The organism is Plantibacter sp. lyk4-40-MEA-4, from assembly GCF_030209415.1.
Classification (GTDB): Bacteria; Actinomycetota; Actinomycetes; order Actinomycetales; family Microbacteriaceae; genus Plantibacter; species Plantibacter flavus_A.
In genome coordinates this window covers 220708-238334 of the sequence record NZ_JARVSA010000011.1, presented here as the reverse complement: position 1 = coordinate 238334, position 17627 = coordinate 220708, and the positions used below count along the sequence as shown (strand labels likewise).

The following is a 17627-nucleotide window of genomic DNA, read 5'->3' as shown; positions in this document are numbered from 1 at the left end:
GGTCATGGAAGGACCTTGTCGGCGCGGTATCGCCAGACCTCCCCGGTGCCCGTGAGCCCGGCGAGGGGGTCGATCGCTGGTGCGAGCCGCTCCTCCGAGGACTGGTCGATGAGGCGTGCCGTCTCCCGGTAGCGGTCGAGACTGTGAGCCGGAAGGGGATCGTCACCGGCCGGCGGTGGTCCTCCGTCGTACAACGAACGCTGGACGACGGTGCCCCCGTTGAGTGAGTCGCGTCGTTCACCGGAGAGCGCGGGGATGACGTCCTCGGTGTGTTCGACATGGGTGCGCGGGAGGTCGTCCGCGAAGTCGATGGATTCGACCGGCGATCCGAAGGTGACGACCGAGGAGTCGTAGGCACCGCTGGCGGCGATGCGTGACGCGATGATGCCGCCCTGGGAGTACCCGACGTGGAGCACGGAGGCACCGTCAGGAATGCCCGCGAGTCGCATGGCTTGGAGGGTCGCTTCCGCGCTCTCAGCCTCCATACCTGCGACGGCGTTGACATTGCTGCGGTTGTCGAAGGGCTCGGTCGACGCCTCAGGGAAGCCGGTCTCGATGGTTCCACCCGACCAGACGATCCACTGGTCGGCGCCGGAGGCGTCCTCGTACCGCTCGATCCTGATCTGCGGCGAGCCCGCTCCCCCGTGCGGCATCCGCTCGGCCAGGTCCTCGTACCGGGTCGGAGGTTTCAGGGGCGCCGGAGCGCCCTGGGCCTTCACCTCGACCGTACGGACCGGCGCCGCGGGAGTGAGGAGGCCGGCACGGTCGACTGTGCCCAGTGCGACCAGGGCTGCGAACGCCACCCCGGTGATGCCCTCCTCGCTCAGACGGTTCGCGTCGAGCATCGCCGGCAGACCGAACGCGCTGATCAGGAACTCGTCGGAACCCGATACGACTCCGCGCACGAGGGCGACGAACGCGGGTGACGACATCAGCTCACGCGCAGTCTTCGCCGAGGCCTCATCGAAGCCGTCCTGCAGGTCCGAGGACAGCAGACCCAACACTCCGCGGAACACCGTCCTGACGAGCGTCACCTCTCCGACGGCGGCGAGGACACCGAGCGGGATCAACGGGGAGGCTCCCAGGACCCATCCCGCGGCGTCCCCGGTGAACGTGAACAACGATTGGACCATCCGCTCGAGCTCTCCGTACTGCTCCGCCCCGACGATGAGATGCCCACCCAACCGGCTCGCGTCGTCGCTCGCACGCCGCAAGCTGGTGGCGGCCCTCGCAGCCGCCCCGCTTCCCGCCCCCGCATCGGCTTGGGGGACGATCGTCGGGCCGACGGGCGCCAGGGACACGTCGTCGGTCGACACCGATTCCACGCGGTCGGCCCAGCTCGCGCAGGCCTCGCCGAGTTCGAGGAGCAACGCGCCGAGGAGCAGGTGATCCTCCGTGGCGACGGCTACGACACCACCGCCTCGGATGGTGAGGTCGTCACTCATGCTCCGCTCCAACGGCGATCGACGATGCCGCCCCACGAGCGCTCCTGAGTCCCTCATCGAGTGCAGCGGCCGATTCACGAAGCACTGCGGTCAGTTCGTCCGCGGACCAGGCGAACTGCACGGCGGCGGGACCGACCCACTCGAGACCGCTGCGCGCCTGCGCGAACCTCACGATCTCCGGCTCCAGTTCGAGCAGCACGTCCTCAAGACATCGAGCGCGCCCCTCGAGGATCGAAGCAGCTTCCTCTGCCGTCGACTGCGACGGGAAGCCCATCGCCAACGGGTCGTACTCCAACGCCATGTCGCCTCGCCCTCCGCCCGCCCACCGCCGGCATCACACTCGACTCTGCCCAACCGGCGGTGCGGTCACGACGGCACACCGTGCTGATGTGGAGGAAGCTCACCGCAGTGGAACTGTGGAGCGGAGTCAGTCGAGAACGGTTCGACGGCTCGGGCGCGGTCGGCCAGAATAGACGCATGAACACCCTCGGGGAGGCCGACCCCGGCACGACCCCGTTCCGCGTGTGCTTCGTCTGCGCGGGCAACATCTGTCGATCCCCGATGGCCGAGAGCGTCTTCACCGACCTCGTCGCGGCCGCCGGGCTGGAGCGGGTCGTGGAGGTCTCCTCCGCCGGCACCGGCGACTGGCACGTCGGCGAGCACGCCGACCACCGCACGGTCACCGCGCTGCGAGCGCACGGCCACGACGCCACCGCCCACCGGGCCAAGCAGTTCGACCCCGACCGCTTCGACAGCTACGACCTCGTCGTCGCCCTCGACCGCAGTCACGAACGCATCCTGCGGGCCTGGGCGGGCAACGACACCGACCGCTCCAAGGTGCACCTGCTCTTGAGCTTCGACAGCACCTCCGGGACCCGCGACGTCCCCGACCCCTACTACTCGGACGCCCAGATGTTCGAGACCGTCCTCGGCATGATCGACCATGCCTGCAGATCCCTCTTCCACCAGCTCGAACCAGCACTGACCCAGGGAGCCACCCCATGACCGAATTCCCCGCCCAGCCGCTCAGCCCGCTCGACGGTCGCTACCGCCCCGCCGTGACGGCGCTCGGAGAGTACCTCTCGGAGGCCGGCCTGAACCGCGCCCGCGTGCAGGTCGAGGTCGAGTGGCTCGTCTACCTCACAGAGCACTCGATGTTCGGATCCTCCCCGCTGACCCCGGCGGAGATCGAGCAGCTCCGCGCGCTCTACCTCGACTTCGGACAGGCCGACATCGACTGGCTCGCCGAGAAGGAGGCTGTCACGCGTCACGATGTGAAGGCCGTCGAATACCTCGTGCGCCACCGCCTGTCCGAGCTCGGTCTCGACCGCATCGCCGAACTGACCCACATCGCCTGCACGAGCGAGGACATCAACAACCTCTCCTACGCGCTCACCGTGTCGCAGGCCGTCCGCGCCATCTGGCTGCCGAAGCTGCGCCTCGTCCTCGACTCACTGCGCACCAAGGCCGTCGACTTCCGGGCCGTCCCGATGCTCGCCCGCACGCACGGCCAGCCGGCGACGCCCACCACGATGGGCCGCGAGCTCGCCGTCACCGTCTACCGACTCGAGCGCATCGCCCTGCAGATCGAGGCGAACGAGTACCTCGGCAAGTTCTCCGGCGCGACCGGCACGTTCGCCGCCCACGTCGTCGCCGACCCCGACGCCGACTGGCCCTCCATCTCGCGGGAGTTCGTCGAGGGACTCGGCCTCGACTGGAACCCGCTGACGACGCAGATCGAGTCGCACGACTGGCAGGCCGAGCTCTACGGCAAGATCTCCCACGCCAACCGCGTGCTGCACAACCTCGCCACGGACATGTGGACGTACATCTCGATCGGCTACTTCCGGCAGATCCCGGTCGCGGGCGCCACCGGCTCGTCGACCATGCCGCACAAGGTCAACCCGATCCGCTTCGAGAACGCCGAAGCCAACCTGGAGCTGTCGAGCGCGATCCTCGACTCCCTCGCCGCCACCCTCGTCACCTCACGACTCCAGCGCGACCTCACCGACTCGAGCGCCCAGCGCAACATCGGTGTCGGGTTCGGCCACTCGCTGCTCGCCCTCGACAACATCCTCGGCGGACTCGGGCAGATCGACCTCGCGGAGGACGTGCTCGCCGCGGACCTCGACCACAACTGGGAGGTGCTCGCGGAGGCGATCCAGACGGTCATCCGCGCCGAGGTGACCGCGGGTCGCTCGAGCATCGAGGACCCCTATGCGCTCCTCAAGGAGCTGACGCGCGGCAAGCGTCTCGGCCAGGCGGAGCTCGTCGAGTTCGTCTCCAAGCTCGACATCGGCGACGCCGCGAAGCAGCGCCTGCTCGAGCTCACCCCGGCGACGTACCTCGGGCTCTCCGACGACCTGGTGGACTACCTGCCGTAGACGGCCCGGAGACAGGCTCGGGGAACGGGAGACCGGTCACCGAGCCTGTCGACGCCCTTCGACAGGCTCAGGGACCGGAAGGGGGCACCCGGGGACCGGAAGGGGCACCCGGGGACCGGAAGGGGCACCCGGGGTCCGGATCCGGCAGTCAGAGACCGGAAGGATCGCTCAGCGACCGGATCCGGCAGTCAGTGACCGGAAGGGACGCTCGGGGACCGGGCGAAGCGCTCAGGTCCGGAGGGACGAGACGCTCAGTGGCCGGAGGGGCGCGGCGGACGCTTGTCGTCGCCGTCCTGCTCGTCGAGGTCGAGCTTCTCCTGGAAGTCGGGCTTCACGGCGAGCGCCAGCATCGCGAGGACGACGAGCGAGGCGATGAACGCGATGCCCAGGCCGATGAGCGCGAGGACGATCTCACGGGTCGACATCAGGACGACGACGCCGGTGAAGACCCCCATGACGCCCGAGAGCACGAGGAGCTCGATCGGCCGCAGGACGTCGTCGCGGTTGGGCTTGCTCATGATGCGGCTCCCGCCGTGCCGGTGGTGTCGTCGGTGACTGTGCCGGCGACCGGGCGCTTGCCCGCCCACCGCAGCGACAGTCCGCCGATGACGAGGTAGACGCCGATGATCGCGGCGTATGCCCCGACGAGGCCGACGACGACGATGTCCGCACGGAGGACACCCTCGACACCTCCCGGGGCGGCGAATCGCTGCTCGAGTCCCGGCGGGACGAGGAGCGTCGCGATGGCGAGCAGCACCGTGAAGGCACCGACCGCGGTCCAGTCCTTCGCCGCGGCGAGGCGTCCGCGCCAGCGGATCCCGCTGTACAGCTCGAGGAATCCGGTGAGGGCCGCCCACAGCGTGACGACGTAGAGGAAGATGCTCAGCCCGCCGCCGCTCACGAGCAGCGAGAAGACGCCGGTCACGACGCCGATGACGCCCTGCCCGAGGAAGAAGGCGCGCGTCACGGTGTCGGAGAAGTTCGGGAAGGCGAAGGCGCCGACGATCGCGCCGGACAGCAGCGTGAAGACCCCGAAGACCACGAGGCCGAACTGCGAGGAGTGGCCCTGCGTGAAGGTGACGACCCCCGCCGTGGCGAGCGCGATCACCGCACGCAGGATCGGGACCATCCAGTACCGATCGTGCTTGGCGCCGTCGAACGGGATGCTGGGCACGGTGAACGTCTCATCTCTTGCAGGAAGTCCACTCCAGCTTACGCGGTCCTGCGGGCGACGCGGACCGGGGTCAGGGTGCCCTGGGTGGGACCGACAGGCCCGCGGCGAGTTCCGCGAAGACGGCCTCGGCATCCGCCCGATCGCGGGTCAGCAGTGACGCCTGCCCAGCCCAGAAGCCCTGGAGCTCTGCGACGCCCTGCTCCGAGGCGACGGTGCGGAACCGCCCGGTCAGCCAGTTCTGGACCGGGAACGGGGCGACGACCCCCGACGCCTCGATCTCGCGCAGCACCCGGTTCGGGACACCCCGTCCGAGCCTGCCGCTCATCGCGCGCGTGAGGACGGTGCCGTCGGCGGGCGTCGAGACGATGGCCGCTCGATGCTCGGCCGTCGCCGCGGAGACGCTCGTGCGGAGGAAGGCGGTCCCGACCTGCACGCCGGCGGCGCCGAGTGCCCGCGCGGCGGCGACACCACGTCGGTCGGCGATACCGCCGGCGGCGATCACCGGGACGTCCAGGGCGTCGACGAGCTGCGGGATCAAGGCGACCAGGCCGACGAGGGAGTCCTCGGCTGCTCGCAGGAACGAGACGCGGTGGCCGCCGGCCTCCATGCCCGTGCCGACGACGACGTCGACGCCGCCCTCCTGCAGGGCGAGCCCTTCGGCCACCGTGGTCGCCGTCCCGACCACGACGATGCCCCGCTCGCGCGCCGCGTCGACCACCGACCGCGGTGGAACCCCGAAGACGAAGCTGACCACTGCGGGCCGCGCCTCCAGGACCGCCTCGATCTGCTCGTCGAACGGCGGCACGTACCGGGCCGGGCGATCGGGCAGCTCGAGTGACAACTCGTCGAACACGGGTCGGAGCGCCTCGACCGCGGCTGCGAAGGACGCCTCGGAGTCGTCGGGCGACAGCTCGTCTCCACGCGGCAGCCACAGATTCAGTGCGAACGGCGCCGCGGTCCGTTCGCGGAGCGCCGTGACCGTCCGCTCGATGCGCTCGGCGTCGTAGCCGTACAGGCCGAAGGAACCGAGGCCGCCCAGCTCACTCACCGTCGCGGTGAGTTCGACGGAGGACAAGCCTCCGAAGGGGCCGAGCACGATCGGGACATCGACAGGAAGGGCGCGCACGCCACCAGTATGTCCCTCGCCTCTTGCGGGTGAAACCGGATCGAAACATGATGGACATCAAACAGCTCACTTTGAGTTGTTTACTGAGTGCATCGACGCACGCCTGCAGAGGAGCTCCACCGCCATGACCCTGACCATCGCCGGACTGCAACACCATGGCGTCCCCGGAGACGTCGAGGCGAACCTCGCGCTCGTCGCCGACGCCGCCAGGCAGGCATCGGATCGCGGCGCGGACCTGCTCGTCACCCCCGAGATGTTCATCACCGGCTACAACCTCGGGGACCGTCTCGCCCCGCTCGCCACGCCGGAGCTGGTCGACCGGGTCGCCGCCATCGCCGCCGGGACGGGGATCGCGATCCTCGCCGGCTTGCCCGAGCCGCTCCCGGGCGGAGCCGTCGCGAACGCCATCGTCCTCATCGGTCCTGACGGGTCCGAGCTGCTCCGCTACCGCAAGACGCACCTGTTCGGCGAGCTCGACCGCGAGCTGTTCGTGGCCGGTGACACCCTCGCGCCGACCGTCGACCTTGGCGGCGTCCGCGTCGCCGTCCTCATCTGTTACGACGTCGAGTTCCCCGAGACCGTCCGCGCGGCGGCCCTCGACGGCGCCGACGTCGTGATCGTCCCCACCGCGCAGATGGAGCCGTACGCGCACATCGCCGAACGGCTCATCCCGGTGCGCGCCTGGGAGAACCAGGTCCACCTCGTCTACGTCAACCGCGTCGGCTCCGAAGGGGACCTCACCTACGTCGGCCGCAGCAGCATCGTCGGTCCGGACGGCGTGGTCCTCGACGCGCTCGACGGGGACGCCGTCGGCCTCATGATCGCCACGATCGATCCCGAGGCCACCAAGCGCGCCAGGCAGGAGAACCCCTACCTCGCCGACCGCCGCGCCGAGCTGTATTGAGGGACGCCGTCCCTCCTCCCCTCCCCCTCCGAGTCCCCCGACTCCCCCGGAAAGTGACCTCATGACCGTGAACCCCATCGCCGAGCCGCGCCAGCGCCTCGACGGCCAACTCGGTACCGGCTCCATCGTCTTCATGGTGATCGCCGCCGCAGCACCACTCACCGTGATCGGCGGCAACGTCCCCATCGCGATCGGGACCGGCAACGGCGCCGGAGCGCCGATCGGCTTCGCCCTCGCCGCCGTGATCCTCCTCGTCTTCTCCGTCGGCTTCGTCACCATGACGCCGTTCGTCCGCGAAGCCGGCGCGTTCTTCTCCTACGTGACGGCGGGACTCGGCTCGCGTCTCGGCCTCGGTTCCGCCTTCACCGCGCTCGTCGCCTACACGGCGATCCAAGTCGGCGTGTACGGCTACATGGGGTGGGCGCTCGACGACCTCGTCACGTACTTCGGCGGCCCGAGCCTGCCCTGGTGGCTGTACTCCTTCGCGACGATGGCGATCGTCGCGGTGCTCGGATACCGGCACATCGACCTGAGCGCGAAGGTGCTGGGCATCGCGCTGACGCTCGAGATCCTCGTGGTCGTCGTGCTCGACGTCGTCATCTTCGCGACGGGCGGCGCGGACGGCATCGCGGTCGAGACCTTCGACCCCGCCAACATCCTTACCGGTGGGATCGGCGTCGCCGTGCTCTTCGCCCTCACCGGCTTCATCGGGTTCGAGGCGACCGCGGTCTTCCGGGACGAGGCGCGCAACCCGGAACGCACCATCCCGCGAGCCACGTACCTGGCCGTCGTCATCATCGGTGTGTTCTACGCCATCTCCTGCTGGGCGCTCGTGACGGGCGTCGGCGCAGGGAACGCCGTCGCGATCGCCCAGCAGACGCTCGCCGGCGACGGCAACCTCCTGCTCGACACGACGACGACCTACCTCGGCCCGATCATGCGTGATGTCGTCCAGGTGCTGCTCATCACGAGCCTGTTCGCGTGCGTGCTGTCCTTCCACAACGTCATCGCGCGTTACCAGTTCACGCTGGCGCAGAAGTCGGTGCTGCCCGCCCGCCTCGGCAGGCGTCACCCCGCACACCACTCCCCGTCGACCTCCTCCATCGTGCAGACGGTGACGGCGGCCATCGTCCTCGCCGCGCTCGCCCTCGCCGGCCTCGACCCGCTCGTCGGGGTCTTCGGATCCATGGCCGGGGTGGCGACCGTCGGAATGGTCCTGCTCATGCTGACGACCTCGATCGCCGTCCTCGTGTTCTTCGCGCGCCGACCCGAGCTCGTCGCCGGCCGCACCTGGGGTGCGCGGGTGTTCCCGATCCTCGCGGTGGTGGGACTCGCTTTCGCGCTGTGGCTGGTGCTGTCGAACTTCACGCTCGTCACCGGCGGAAGCGTCACCGTGAGTGTCGTGCTCGCCCTCATCCCCGTGGTCGCCATGCTGATCGGTATCGTGGCGGGGAAGCGGTTCCCGCTGGACGCCGAGCCGGACGGCGCGGTGAGCGAGGCGACCGCCGACCAGCCGACGGCCGGCTGAGCCAGGGTCGCGGAGTCGATCAGCGACGAGACGGGGGTGCCATGGATCTGGGTTCGCCCTCGCTCGGAGCCATTCGACGCACGACGGCCGTCGACACCGTCCGCGCGCGCATCTCGCTGGCGCTGGAGCTCGGGATGCTGGTGCCCGGCCAACGGCTCCCGGCACCAGAGGAAGCGGCCCGTGCGTTCGGGGTCAGCGAGATGTCGGTGCGGCGTGCCTATCGGGCGCTGAGCGACGAGGGCGTCGTCGTGCGGCGGCAGGGCAACACGGGTGGCACGTTCATCTCGGATGCACCCGCGGTGGGCACCGTTCCCGAGATCGCCGCCTACCGCGAGGACGCCGTCCACGTGCACGCGCTCATCGACCAGCGCGCGACGCTCGAAGCCGGGCTGGCGGCGCGGGCTGCCTCTGCACCGGTGGCGTCCTCCCTGCGTCGACTCGACGACCTCGTGGCGACCATGCGGACCGAGCCGGACTGGAGCCGGTTCCGCGAGGCGGATGCGGCGTTCCACGCCGAGCTGGCGATGTCGGCGGGCGTGCCGGGCGCGGCCGACCTCCATGACCGCGTGTCCCGTGAGCTGTACTCCTACTTCATCCCCTATCGGATCGAGTACCTGCGCGCGTCGAACGAGGAGCACGCTCAGCTCGTCGAGGCGCTCCGCGTCGGCGATGCGGCAGCCGCGAGCCGCCTGGCCTTCGACCACGTCGCAGAGCTCCACCGCTCGATGTACGTCGGCCTCCCGGGCGTCGGCTCTGCCGAGAGTGCGCAAAACGCTCCCTGAACCGCAATGAGCCGACCGAATGCGCACTCTCGGTGGAGGGTGTGGACAATGGGAGCAGAGATCCCCACGGGATCGGGAGGATGGGTCGGTGCCCCGCCATCGCCCGCTCCCGCCACGGCTCCACGGCACGGCGTTCGCGGTCGGTGACCGAGCGCTGCACGGCCAGACCAGCGGGAGACTGCGTGGCGTCGATCTCGACGCTCCGTTCTGGGGCGTGCGCTCGGTCGACGTCGATCTGGGGGACGTCTTCGGACGCTGCGCAGCGTTCTCCCCTCGGCTCCGACCAGGGTGGGTGTTCAGCCATCTCACTGCGGCGGAACTCCTGGGTGCCTCGCTGCCGAACTCTTGCACGCACGACGCGGACCTCCACATCGGCGCGCTTCACGGCGTACAGCCTGCGCGTGGCCGAGGGGTCGTCGGTCACCGGCTCGCCGAGACGACCCGCACGACCCAGATCCGAGGCTTCACCCTCACCGCGCCGGCCGACACCTTCGCGCTTCTCGCGACGATGCTCGAGCTTCCGGACCTCGTCGCGGTCGGTGATTTCCTCGTGTCGGGGTCGCGATCACGAGGTGGCTCGCGTGTCGACGTGCGCACAACGATCGACGAACTCACGGCCGCCGTGGCCGCTTACGGCTCTCGACGCTCGGCTCGGGTTCTCCGCGACGCCCTTCCGCTGGTCCGCGTCGGCGTCGACTCCCGACCTGAGACACACCTGCGGCTCGCGCTCATCGATGCGGGCCTCCCGGAGCCGAGCGTCAATCCGGCCGTGCCCGTCGACGGCGGCACCGCGGTTCTCCATCCGGACCTCGCCGAAGTTCGCCTCCGCATCGCGTACGAATACGAAGGCGATCTTCACCGCACCGACCAACGACGATTCAGGAACGACATCGTTCGCCGCGAGCGATTCGAGGCGGCCGGGTGGCGGGTCGTCCGCGTCACTGCGCACGACCTCTTCGTCGACCGCGCGTCGTTCATCGCACGGGTTCGACGGCTTCGGAGGCTCGTTGAGAGTGCTCATTCCGCTCGCTGATGCCGCATGAGAGCGCAGAAGGAGCACTCTCGGCGCGGCGTCAGAAATCCGACATGCGCCGTACTAAGGCATAGTGGGGACGGGTTCACCCCCGCCGCGAAGGAGTGAGAGCATGATCGACAAGGCCTCGATACAGGACTTCCCGCCGATGACGGCATCGCTGCTTGCGGACAATTCCGGCGTGTTCCGCGTCGGCACCGCCGAGCAGTACCTGAGCGCCACCGACGCGGGAACGGCCCGCCGCCAGCTCGTCGAACTGATGCAGGCGGAGGCCCGTAAGGCGGGTCGACCGATCCGTGTGACGGTGACCGACCCGACGAGCGTCACCGTGCTCCTCATCGGTGTCGACGGCGAACTGCAGGAGGAACCGCAGTCCGCAGCGCCCGCGCGCACCGCGCAGCGGGCCACGCCACCGCCCGCAGCGGCGCAACGAGTGCCGCTCATCCAGGCGCCGCCGCCCACGCCCTCCCAATCGGCACCAGCGCGCCCGGTCCCTGCTCAGCCGCAGACACCGCCCCGCGCCACACCCGCCCAGCCGTCGACACCTGCGCCGGTTTCGGCGCAGCCCGCGCCGCCGGTCTCCGCCAACCCGCAGTCGACCACGACGCCGCAGCCCGTCCCGCCACAGCGCCCGACCGTGCAGCAACCCGCGTTCGACACACCGCCGTTCCAGCCGATCTCGAATCAGCCGAACGCGCAGCAGGTGCCCGTACCCGCGCAGCGTGCCGTCCCGGCACAGCAGTCGGTGCAGGCGCCGCCGGCCGCGCCCGCGCAGCAGCAGCCCCCGGTTCCACAGCAGCAGGCTCCCGGCCAGCCGGCCGCCCCGGCTCGCCGCGATCTGCGCGATGCACCCTCGTTCCTCGCGCCGCCCACGATCGGCCCGGCGCAGCACGGGCTCGCCGGCCTGCTCAACAAGCTCGGCTTCTCAGTACCGCCGTCCGCGACCGAGCGCGCCGAGCGTGACGACGTCCACGCCGTGTCACGCCACTTCCCGAGGCGTCGCACCATCTCCGTCGCGAATCAGAAGGGCGGCGCCAACAAGACGCCGACCGTCGTCAACCTGTCGTCCGTCTTCGCCCGGTACGGCGGTGGCGGTGTCGCGGCCTGGGACAACAACGAGACCATGGGCACGCTCGGCTGGCGGACCGAGCAGGGCGGCCACGATTCGACCGTCCTCGACCTCCTCGCCGCGGCGGGCGACCTCCTCTCCCCCGGCGCCGAGCGGGCAGACCTCTCGCGGTTCGTCCACCACCAGCCCGGCGACAAGTACGAGGTGCTGCGATCCGCGGCGGACGGCGAGCACGTGGTGACCGCCGACGAGGTCGACCTCGTCCACCGCGTCCTCGCGAAGTACTACCGCCTGATCGTCATGGACTCGGGCAACTCGGCCGGCGCCCCCAACTGGCGGCGCATGGTGGAGCTGACCGACCAGCTCGTCATCCCGACCACGACCGTCGAGGACAAGAAGGAGGGCGCGCGACTCACCCTCACCGCCGTCAGCCGGGTGAGCGAGCGCGGTGCCGAGCTCGCGCGCAACGCCGTCGTCATCGTCTCCGAGGCCGAGGCCAAGGACACGTCGATCGCCAACGCCTACGCCGAGGACTTCCGCCCCTACGTGCGCGACGTCGTCGTCGTGCCCTTCGATCCCGCGTTGAAGAACGGCGTCATCCGTCACGACGCCCTGCGATCGAGCACGCAGCGGGCGTGGCTCGCAGCGGCTGCTGCGGTGTCCCGCGGACTCTGACCGGGACGCCTGCGCCACCTCAGGTCGCCATGATCGCGGTCAAGCCGTCTGACGCGCGGACATGATGGCGTCCACCGTCGCGTCGTCGTCGTCGGTCATGACGACAACGGCCCGAAGCCGCGTGAGCGTCAGCTCGATGAGCACGGCAGGCTGCCCACCACCAGGAGCGCACGCCGGAACCTCGCCAGTACCCGGCGCGGATCATGAAGGTCCCGGTGCCACCGGACCTCCACGTGACCGGGACCTCCGCCGTCGGGTCTCCGGAGACGTGAGCCGAACGGACGGCCTCGCGAGGAAGCCGGATCCGACGGCGCAGGCTGAGGAAGGCCCACCACCCGCGCGTGGTGACGACGACCTCGTCGCCCTCCATGGTGACGTCGACGAGGCCGCGGCGACCGCCGCGGCGAGTCATGCGGACGCCGCGTCGAGGATGTGCAGGCCGGCGATCGTCCGATCGTCGCGGAACGCGATGCGCGCGACGTAGTCGCCGGCCTCGAAGGCGAGCGGGGTGTTCGTGACGGTGATGTCTGCGGCCCGCGACGCCTGGGGCTCGGCGTGGGACTCGTAGGAACCCGCGAGCCCGGCGATCTGCGCCCAGGCCGCGGCCAGCGCGGTCGCGGGCAAGCCGTCGCGCATCGTGGGGTCGAATCGCGCCGTCACGTCCTCCCACCGACCGGCGGCGAGGTCGTCGATCACCGTCACGGCGAGGGTTGTGGCGTCGGAAAGCGGGGTGGTGTTCATGGGAGCTCCTGTTCGTGGGTCGACGGGCTTGCCGTAGCGCTGGAACGCCGCCTGCCTGGTGACGCCGAGGGCGTCGCCGATGGCCTGCCAGCTGATTCCGTCGCGGCGGGCCTGCTGCACCGCCGCGATGACGACGCGTTCAGCGCTTTCGCGGACACCGAGCGCCCCGAGCACCAGGCGGGTCGGATCCGCCGGGTCGCCGAGGACCGGAGCCATGAGGAGCCGGTCACTGCGCGCCATCAGCTCCGCGAGCGCTTCCGTCAATTTGTCTTGCATGTGTAAACCATACGTTTACAAGCGGGCGGTGTACAGCCCCTGCCCACCTTCGCCACTCAGACACCTAAGCCACCCTGGAGGGCGAGTCGAGGCGAAGGACTAAACGGCCAGCGACACCTGCCGACCGAGCGCTTCGATCGCAGCCTCGTCGCGCTGGTAATGCGACCACTGGCCGATCCGGGTGCACGTCACGAGGCCGGCGCGCTGGAGCGTGGCCATGAACTGCGAGGCGGTCGACTGCGACACCTCAGCCCTCGCCTGGATGTGCTTGAGGCACACGCCGACCTCGGCCGCCGGCTGATCCTGCGGCGGGAACGACTCCGGATCCTTCAACCACCCCAGGATCGCGAGGCGAGTCGGATGTCCGAGCGCCTTGAAGATCGCCACCAGGTCCAACTCGCCAGCGTTCGTCATATCTCAACCATATCGCAATATCGCGATTCCACGATGTTGTGCAACACTATGGATCGGTAAATCGCAATCTAACGATGGAGATGTCATGACGCAGCACACAGCACTGGTGGTCGGCGCCCGCGGGGTGATCGGCGGGAACCTGATCACCCACCTCGAGGGGCTCGGCTGGGACGTGGTCGGGTTGTCCCGCCGCGGCGGCACCGACCGGGGATCCGTCAGGCACCTCGCGGTGGACCTGCTCGACCGCGACGCGACCATCCGCCGGTTGCGCGGACTGTCGGAGGTGACGCACCTGTTCTACGCCGCGTACCAGGATCGCCCCAGCTGGGCCGAGCTCGTCGCGCCGAACCTCGCGATGCTCACCAACGTCGTCGACGCCGTCGAACCCGTCGCGCCGGGCCTCGAACACATCAGTCTGATGCAGGGCTACAAGGTCTATGGCGCACACCTGGGGCCCTTCGCCACACCGGCGAAGGAGTCCGACCCGCCGCACATGCCACCGGAGTTCAACGTCGACCAGCAGCAGTTCCTCGAGCGCCGCCAAACCGGGGCCAGCTGGTCGTGGTCGGCGTTGCGACCGTCGGTCGTGGCCGGGATCGGCCTCGGCAACCCGATGAACCTGGCGATGGTCATCGCCGTCTACGCGTCCATGAGCAAGGAGCTCGGCATCCCGTTACGCTTTCCCGGCAAGCCCGGCGCCTACACGAGCCTGATCGAGATGACGGACGCCGACCTCCTCGCGAAGGCCACGGTGTGGGCGGCGACCACGGAGCACGCCCGCAACGAGGCGTTCAACATCACGAACGGCGACCTGTTCCGGTGGTCGTCGATGTGGCCGAAGATCGCCGCTTTCTTCGACCTCGACGTCGCACCGCCACTCGAGATGAGCCTCTCCGAGGTGATGGCCGACAAGGAAGCCCTGTGGAACGCGATGGTCGAGCGGCACGGCCTCGCGCCCACCAGCTACGCCGAGGTGTCGTCGTGGGCGTTCGGCGACTTCGTCTTCGCGTGGGACTACGACGTCATCGCCGACACCTCGAAGTCCCGCCGGGCCGGCTTCTACGAGTACGTCGAGACCGAGGCGATGTTCCTCCGCATCTTCCAGGACCTGCGGGAGCAACGACTCATCCCGTAAGCGTCGGAGCCCGGCTACTGCTCGAAGGCGATGTCGAGGGGATCGAGAGGAGGAGGCGCCCCCCTCGAGCCCGAACACCGGCCCACCGGTGAGCTGGACGGCGACGCCCTGCTTCATCGACGAATGCCGGCGGTAGCGCCGTGTTCCCGCTCGAACGCCTGCTGCGTCCGACGCGAAGCCACTACCCGCCGGATGCCGAAGCACGCCCAGACGGTCCAGAACACCGCCATCGCCCAGCTGAGCGGGGCGCCTGCGGCTGCGAACCAGACGGAGCCGACCACGAAGAGCAGACCGACCGTGATCATCACCCAGCCGACGGTGCGCTCACGTTCGAAGGCGAGCCGTTGCTGCACGAGCGAGTCCATGGGAGGACGCTATCGCGAGGTCCGGAGCGACGGCCCACCAACCGACGAGACCGCGGCCAGGTCAAACGGGTGCCGATCACTCATGCCCGGTGAGCCGACGATCGAGGCGTTCGAGGTCCGCCTCGACCATGGCGACATCCCGCGCGAACGCGTCGTCGTCCAGCTCGATCTGTCGGACCGTGAAGACCACCTCGGCGCCCTCCGGATGGGCCAACACGCGGACCGGGTTGGTCACGACGGTCCCCGACGGCAGGGTGACGTCGTGGTCGAGGACGCCGAAGCGGTTGCGCTCGACGAACCGGACCTCCACCCGACCCATCGGCGACTCGACGAACAGCGAGTCACCCTCACGGACCACCTCGGCCTGCGCGAGACCGGCCGCCCACCGCGGGAGGTTGTCGACGTCCGACGCGTACTCGTAGACGGCATCCGGCGACGCGTGGATGACCCGGCTCACGTGGCGACTTCTCATGGACGGCATCCTGCCACCTCGGTGTGTCATCCATCAGCCACGTCCCGCCTGCGAATGATGCTCCGCGAGCGGGATCGTGCTGCAGACTGACGATTCGACCGTCGATGGTTCGTAGCCTGGAGGCATGCCCCGGAACACCAGCGATCGCTCGGCCCCGTCACCACCGGCCTCGGCGGAACGGCGTCATCGTCGGCGTCGACGTGGCTTGATCGCAGGCATCGTCGTAGCCTCCCTCCTGGCCTTGGTCGTCGGTGGGTCCTTCGCCGCCGCACCGCTCTTGCGGTCCTACGGGATCTACCTCGTTCCGCCGTCGCCCCAGACCTACGCCGAGGTCGCACTGGACGCCATGCGCCGGGGTGTCGAGGCGACACCGGACCGCTACGCCGAAGTGCGGAGTCGGGTCCTGTCCGAAGTCGCCGACGCCTCCGACTATGCCGACACCTACGGACCGCTCACGAAGGCTTCGGCCGAGCTGGGCGGCCCGCACACCACCTTCAACGATCCCGCGACCGCGGCCGAACTGTTCGGACCGACGTCGGGATCGAAGGCGGAGAACGAACTCCCCACCGTCACGAGCGCTGACGGCGTGACGACAGTCCGCCTTCCGACGCTCATCGGCGGCGGCTCCGGAGAGGACTCCTTCGGCCAGCGGTACATCGATACGGCCGTCGACGCGATCGCCGCCGCCGCGCCCGACACCTCAGCGTGGGTGGTGGACCTGCGGGACAACCACGGCGGCAACGTGTGGCCCATGCTTGCCGCCGTGGCACCGCTGCTCGATGACGGGACCGTCGAGACCTTCGAGTCCGTCGACGGGTCCACGGTAGTATCCGTGGACGGCGGGACCGTCTCCTCCGACGGCACACGACAGGGTGCGGCGATGACACCGCAGCCGAAGGTGCACGGGCCGATCGCCGTGGTCATCAACGGGATGACCGGTAGCTCCGCGGAGGCGGTCGCGATCGCCTTCATCGGGCAGTCGGACGTGCGAGTGTTCGGGCAACCCAGCTACGGTTTCAGCACGGCGAACCAGCCGGTCCACCTCTACGACGGCGCGGTCGTCAATCTGACCGTGGCCGTCGACGCCGATCGCACCGGCAAGCGCTACGGCGTGCCGATCGAGCCCGACACCACCGTCGAGGACTTCGCGCAACTCCCTGCGGCGATCAGCGAGTGGCTGGCCACGCTCGGCTGAACGACGCGACCGCCGAGAGAGCTCGTTCTGCTCGCCGAATCGCTCCAGAAGAGCAGTTCGAGCTCGCTCGGCGAGACGTACTCAGACAGCGGGTGCGTAGGGGTCGCGGATCACACGGCGGAGGATCGCCCGCTCCGCGACCGTCCACAGGGCGCTCGTCGCGAGGTAGACGGCCGCTGCGAACGGGACGATCGTCGCGAAGCCGACCGACAGGAACGGGAGCCAGCGCATGACGGGACCGATTGCGGCGGTGCCGGCGGGAACGGGTGTCCGTGCCTCAACAGATTCCTGAGGGACCGCCGTCCATCGCACGCTCGCCCGCCGCGTCAGCTCGATCGCCAGTCCCAACAGGAGCAGGACGACGAGGAACGGCCAGACGGCGGTGACCGTGGTGCCGATCAGCTGGAACAGGTTCGAGCCGAGCGGGACGCCCCCGACCACGGCTGCGAGCAGCGCGTTGGCATGACCGGCGATGTCCTGGTGGACGAACAGCGCGTACACGGCAGAGACCACGGGCGCCTGCGCCAGGAGCGGCAGACAGCCGGCCACGGGAGAGGTACCGTGCCGCTGGTAGAGCTCGACGAGCGCGCGATTCAGCTCCTCGGGGCGTCCGGCGTAGCGCTTCCGCAGGCCTGCGAGTTCCGGGGCGAGGCGGCGCCTGGTGCGTTCGGCGCGGACCTGTGAGACACCGACCGGGAGCAGGAGTAGGCGCACCAGCACAGTGAGGACGACGATGGCGAAGAGCGGCGCCCACGAGCCGGTGAACGGTTCGAGGGCGGCGCCGGTGGCTGCGACGAACCCGGCGAGGCCGTCGAGGATGGTGGAGACGAACGGGATGGTGGAGAGGTCCATGAGTGGTCCTTCGATCGAGAACGGAAGAGGATCGTTCGACCGTCACGGACCACCGGG

At 69.6% G+C, this 17627-nt stretch carries 19 protein-coding genes; 8 read left to right on the top strand and 11 right to left on the bottom strand.

Annotated features, from left to right (window positions below; all coding sequences use genetic code 11):
* Nucleotides 1–2: 2 nt before the first annotated feature.
* Nucleotides 3–1445 carry an alpha/beta hydrolase family protein gene (locus QRN44_RS18165; RefSeq protein ID WP_285039961.1) on the bottom strand — a complete coding sequence of 481 codons (1443 nt, stop codon included), beginning with the start codon at nucleotides 1443–1445 and terminating at the stop codon, nucleotides 3–5.
* Nucleotides 1438–1746: a hypothetical protein gene (locus QRN44_RS18160; protein ID WP_079003651.1), complete on the bottom strand. Its 309-nt coding sequence runs from the start codon at nucleotides 1744–1746 to the stop codon at nucleotides 1438–1440. The genes QRN44_RS18165 and QRN44_RS18160 overlap by 8 nt, the downstream gene beginning before the upstream one ends.
* A gap of 176 nt (nucleotides 1747–1922) precedes the next feature.
* On the opposite strand from QRN44_RS18160, the gene QRN44_RS18155 reads away from it, so the two are divergent.
* Nucleotides 1923–2450, top strand: coding sequence for a low molecular weight protein-tyrosine-phosphatase (locus QRN44_RS18155; protein WP_064296030.1), 528 nt, complete (start codon nucleotides 1923–1925; stop codon nucleotides 2448–2450).
* Nucleotides 2447–3829 carry an adenylosuccinate lyase gene (gene purB, locus QRN44_RS18150; RefSeq protein WP_175116537.1) on the top strand — a complete coding sequence of 461 codons (1383 nt, stop codon included), beginning with the start codon at nucleotides 2447–2449 and terminating at the stop codon, nucleotides 3827–3829. The genes QRN44_RS18155 and purB overlap by 4 nt, the downstream gene beginning before the upstream one ends.
* A gap of 251 nt (nucleotides 3830–4080) precedes the next feature.
* Here the strand turns inward: purB and QRN44_RS18145 are convergent, their stop codons facing one another.
* The 3 genes from QRN44_RS18145 to QRN44_RS18135 all read right to left on the bottom strand — a co-directional run bounded on the left by QRN44_RS18145 (nucleotide 4081) and on the right by QRN44_RS18135 (nucleotide 6129).
* Nucleotides 4081–4347, bottom strand: a complete 267-nt coding sequence (locus tag QRN44_RS18145; RefSeq protein WP_064296028.1) for a hypothetical protein — start codon at nucleotides 4345–4347, stop codon at nucleotides 4081–4083.
* Nucleotides 4344–5003, bottom strand: a complete 660-nt coding sequence (locus QRN44_RS18140; RefSeq protein WP_064296027.1) for a hypothetical protein — start codon at nucleotides 5001–5003, stop codon at nucleotides 4344–4346. The genes QRN44_RS18145 and QRN44_RS18140 overlap by 4 nt, the downstream gene beginning before the upstream one ends.
* Nucleotides 5004–5073: 70 nt before the next feature.
* Nucleotides 5074–6129: an NAD(P)H-dependent flavin oxidoreductase gene (locus QRN44_RS18135; RefSeq protein WP_079003653.1), complete on the bottom strand. Its 1056-nt coding sequence runs from the start codon at nucleotides 6127–6129 to the stop codon at nucleotides 5074–5076.
* 124 nt (nucleotides 6130–6253) lie between these two features.
* On the opposite strand from QRN44_RS18135, the gene QRN44_RS18130 reads away from it, so the two are divergent.
* The 3 genes from QRN44_RS18130 to QRN44_RS18120 all read left to right on the top strand — a co-directional run bounded on the left by QRN44_RS18130 (nucleotide 6254) and on the right by QRN44_RS18120 (nucleotide 9343).
* The gene (locus QRN44_RS18130) at nucleotides 6254–7033 is read left to right on the top strand and encodes a carbon-nitrogen hydrolase family protein (protein ID WP_175484421.1); all 780 of its coding nucleotides are present in this window, start codon (nucleotides 6254–6256) and stop codon (nucleotides 7031–7033) included.
* Between the two features lie 61 nt (nucleotides 7034–7094).
* The gene (locus QRN44_RS18125; RefSeq protein WP_285039956.1) at nucleotides 7095–8561 is read left to right on the top strand and encodes an APC family permease; all 1467 of its coding nucleotides are present in this window, start codon (nucleotides 7095–7097) and stop codon (nucleotides 8559–8561) included.
* A gap of 41 nt (nucleotides 8562–8602) precedes the next feature.
* A complete protein-coding gene (locus tag QRN44_RS18120) occupies nucleotides 8603–9343 on the top strand; it encodes a FadR/GntR family transcriptional regulator (RefSeq protein ID WP_285039954.1) in 741 nt (246 codons plus the stop codon).
* Between the two features lie 565 nt (nucleotides 9344–9908).
* On the opposite strand, the gene QRN44_RS18115 is transcribed toward QRN44_RS18120, so the two are convergent.
* Nucleotides 9909–10364 carry a hypothetical protein gene (locus tag QRN44_RS18115; RefSeq protein ID WP_285039953.1) on the bottom strand — a complete coding sequence of 152 codons (456 nt, stop codon included), beginning with the start codon at nucleotides 10362–10364 and terminating at the stop codon, nucleotides 9909–9911.
* 124 nt (nucleotides 10365–10488) lie between these two features.
* On the opposite strand from QRN44_RS18115, the gene QRN44_RS18110 reads away from it, so the two are divergent.
* On the top strand, nucleotides 10489–12120 hold the full coding sequence (locus tag QRN44_RS18110) for a MinD/ParA family ATP-binding protein (RefSeq protein ID WP_285039951.1): 1632 nt from the start codon (nucleotides 10489–10491) through the stop codon (nucleotides 12118–12120).
* A gap of 408 nt (nucleotides 12121–12528) precedes the next feature.
* Here the strand turns inward: QRN44_RS18110 and QRN44_RS18105 are convergent, their stop codons facing one another.
* A complete protein-coding gene (locus QRN44_RS18105) occupies nucleotides 12529–13137 on the bottom strand; it encodes a DUF3887 domain-containing protein (RefSeq protein WP_285039950.1) in 609 nt (202 codons plus the stop codon).
* 99 nt (nucleotides 13138–13236) lie between these two features.
* The gene (locus tag QRN44_RS18100; RefSeq protein ID WP_285039948.1) at nucleotides 13237–13551 is read right to left on the bottom strand and encodes an ArsR/SmtB family transcription factor; all 315 of its coding nucleotides are present in this window, start codon (nucleotides 13549–13551) and stop codon (nucleotides 13237–13239) included.
* A gap of 85 nt (nucleotides 13552–13636) precedes the next feature.
* Between QRN44_RS18100 and QRN44_RS18095 the strand changes: the two genes are divergently transcribed.
* Nucleotides 13637–14686, top strand: coding sequence for an SDR family oxidoreductase (locus QRN44_RS18095; RefSeq protein ID WP_285039946.1), 1050 nt, complete (start codon nucleotides 13637–13639; stop codon nucleotides 14684–14686).
* Nucleotides 14687–14799: 113 nt separating this feature from the next.
* On the opposite strand, the gene QRN44_RS18090 is transcribed toward QRN44_RS18095, so the two are convergent.
* On the bottom strand, nucleotides 14800–15051 hold the full coding sequence (locus QRN44_RS18090) for a hypothetical protein (protein ID WP_064295621.1): 252 nt from the start codon (nucleotides 15049–15051) through the stop codon (nucleotides 14800–14802).
* A 76-nt stretch (nucleotides 15052–15127) separates the two neighbouring features.
* Nucleotides 15128–15523 (bottom strand): SRPBCC family protein, encoded by a 396-nt coding sequence (locus QRN44_RS18085; protein WP_285039943.1) that lies wholly within the window; start codon nucleotides 15521–15523, stop codon nucleotides 15128–15130.
* Between the two features lie 124 nt (nucleotides 15524–15647).
* On the opposite strand from QRN44_RS18085, the gene QRN44_RS18080 reads away from it, so the two are divergent.
* The gene (locus QRN44_RS18080; RefSeq protein ID WP_285039941.1) at nucleotides 15648–16718 is read left to right on the top strand and encodes a S41 family peptidase; all 1071 of its coding nucleotides are present in this window, start codon (nucleotides 15648–15650) and stop codon (nucleotides 16716–16718) included.
* Between the two features lie 81 nt (nucleotides 16719–16799).
* On the opposite strand, the gene yidC is transcribed toward QRN44_RS18080, so the two are convergent.
* On the bottom strand, nucleotides 16800–17570 hold the full coding sequence (yidC, locus tag QRN44_RS18075; RefSeq protein WP_285039939.1) for a membrane protein insertase YidC: 771 nt from the start codon (nucleotides 17568–17570) through the stop codon (nucleotides 16800–16802).
* Nucleotides 17571–17627: the final 57 nt, after the last annotated feature.

Bases quoted from the DNA above. Each gene is read 5' to 3' on its own strand.
- QRN44_RS18165 (WP_285039961.1), bottom strand. From the start codon at position 1,445: ATGAGTGACGACCTCACCATCCGAGGCGGTGGTGTCGTAGCCGTCGCC.
- QRN44_RS18160 (WP_079003651.1), bottom strand. From the start codon at position 1,746: ATGGCGTTGGAGTACGACCCGTTGGCGATGGGCTTCCCGTCGCAGTCG.
- QRN44_RS18155 (WP_064296030.1), top strand. From the start codon at position 1,923: ATGAACACCCTCGGGGAGGCCGACCCCGGCACGACCCCGTTCCGCGTG.
- purB (WP_175116537.1), top strand. From the start codon at position 2,447: ATGACCGAATTCCCCGCCCAGCCGCTCAGCCCGCTCGACGGTCGCTAC.
- QRN44_RS18145 (WP_064296028.1), bottom strand. From the start codon at position 4,347: ATGAGCAAGCCCAACCGCGACGACGTCCTGCGGCCGATCGAGCTCCTC.
- QRN44_RS18130 (WP_175484421.1), top strand. From the start codon at position 6,254: ATGACCCTGACCATCGCCGGACTGCAACACCATGGCGTCCCCGGAGAC.
- QRN44_RS18125 (WP_285039956.1), top strand. From the start codon at position 7,095: ATGACCGTGAACCCCATCGCCGAGCCGCGCCAGCGCCTCGACGGCCAA.
- QRN44_RS18120 (WP_285039954.1), top strand. From the start codon at position 8,603: ATGGATCTGGGTTCGCCCTCGCTCGGAGCCATTCGACGCACGACGGCC.
- QRN44_RS18115 (WP_285039953.1), bottom strand. From the start codon at position 10,364: ATGAGCACTCTCAACGAGCCTCCGAAGCCGTCGAACCCGTGCGATGAA.
- QRN44_RS18110 (WP_285039951.1), top strand. From the start codon at position 10,489: ATGATCGACAAGGCCTCGATACAGGACTTCCCGCCGATGACGGCATCG.
- QRN44_RS18105 (WP_285039950.1), bottom strand. From the start codon at position 13,137: ATGCAAGACAAATTGACGGAAGCGCTCGCGGAGCTGATGGCGCGCAGT.
- QRN44_RS18100 (WP_285039948.1), bottom strand. From the start codon at position 13,551: ATGACGAACGCTGGCGAGTTGGACCTGGTGGCGATCTTCAAGGCGCTC.
- QRN44_RS18095 (WP_285039946.1), top strand. From the start codon at position 13,637: ATGACGCAGCACACAGCACTGGTGGTCGGCGCCCGCGGGGTGATCGGC.
- QRN44_RS18090 (WP_064295621.1), bottom strand. From the start codon at position 15,051: ATGGACTCGCTCGTGCAGCAACGGCTCGCCTTCGAACGTGAGCGCACC.
- QRN44_RS18085 (WP_285039943.1), bottom strand. From the start codon at position 15,523: ATGAGAAGTCGCCACGTGAGCCGGGTCATCCACGCGTCGCCGGATGCC.
- QRN44_RS18080 (WP_285039941.1), top strand. From the start codon at position 15,648: ATGCCCCGGAACACCAGCGATCGCTCGGCCCCGTCACCACCGGCCTCG.
- yidC (WP_285039939.1), bottom strand. From the start codon at position 17,570: ATGGACCTCTCCACCATCCCGTTCGTCTCCACCATCCTCGACGGCCTC.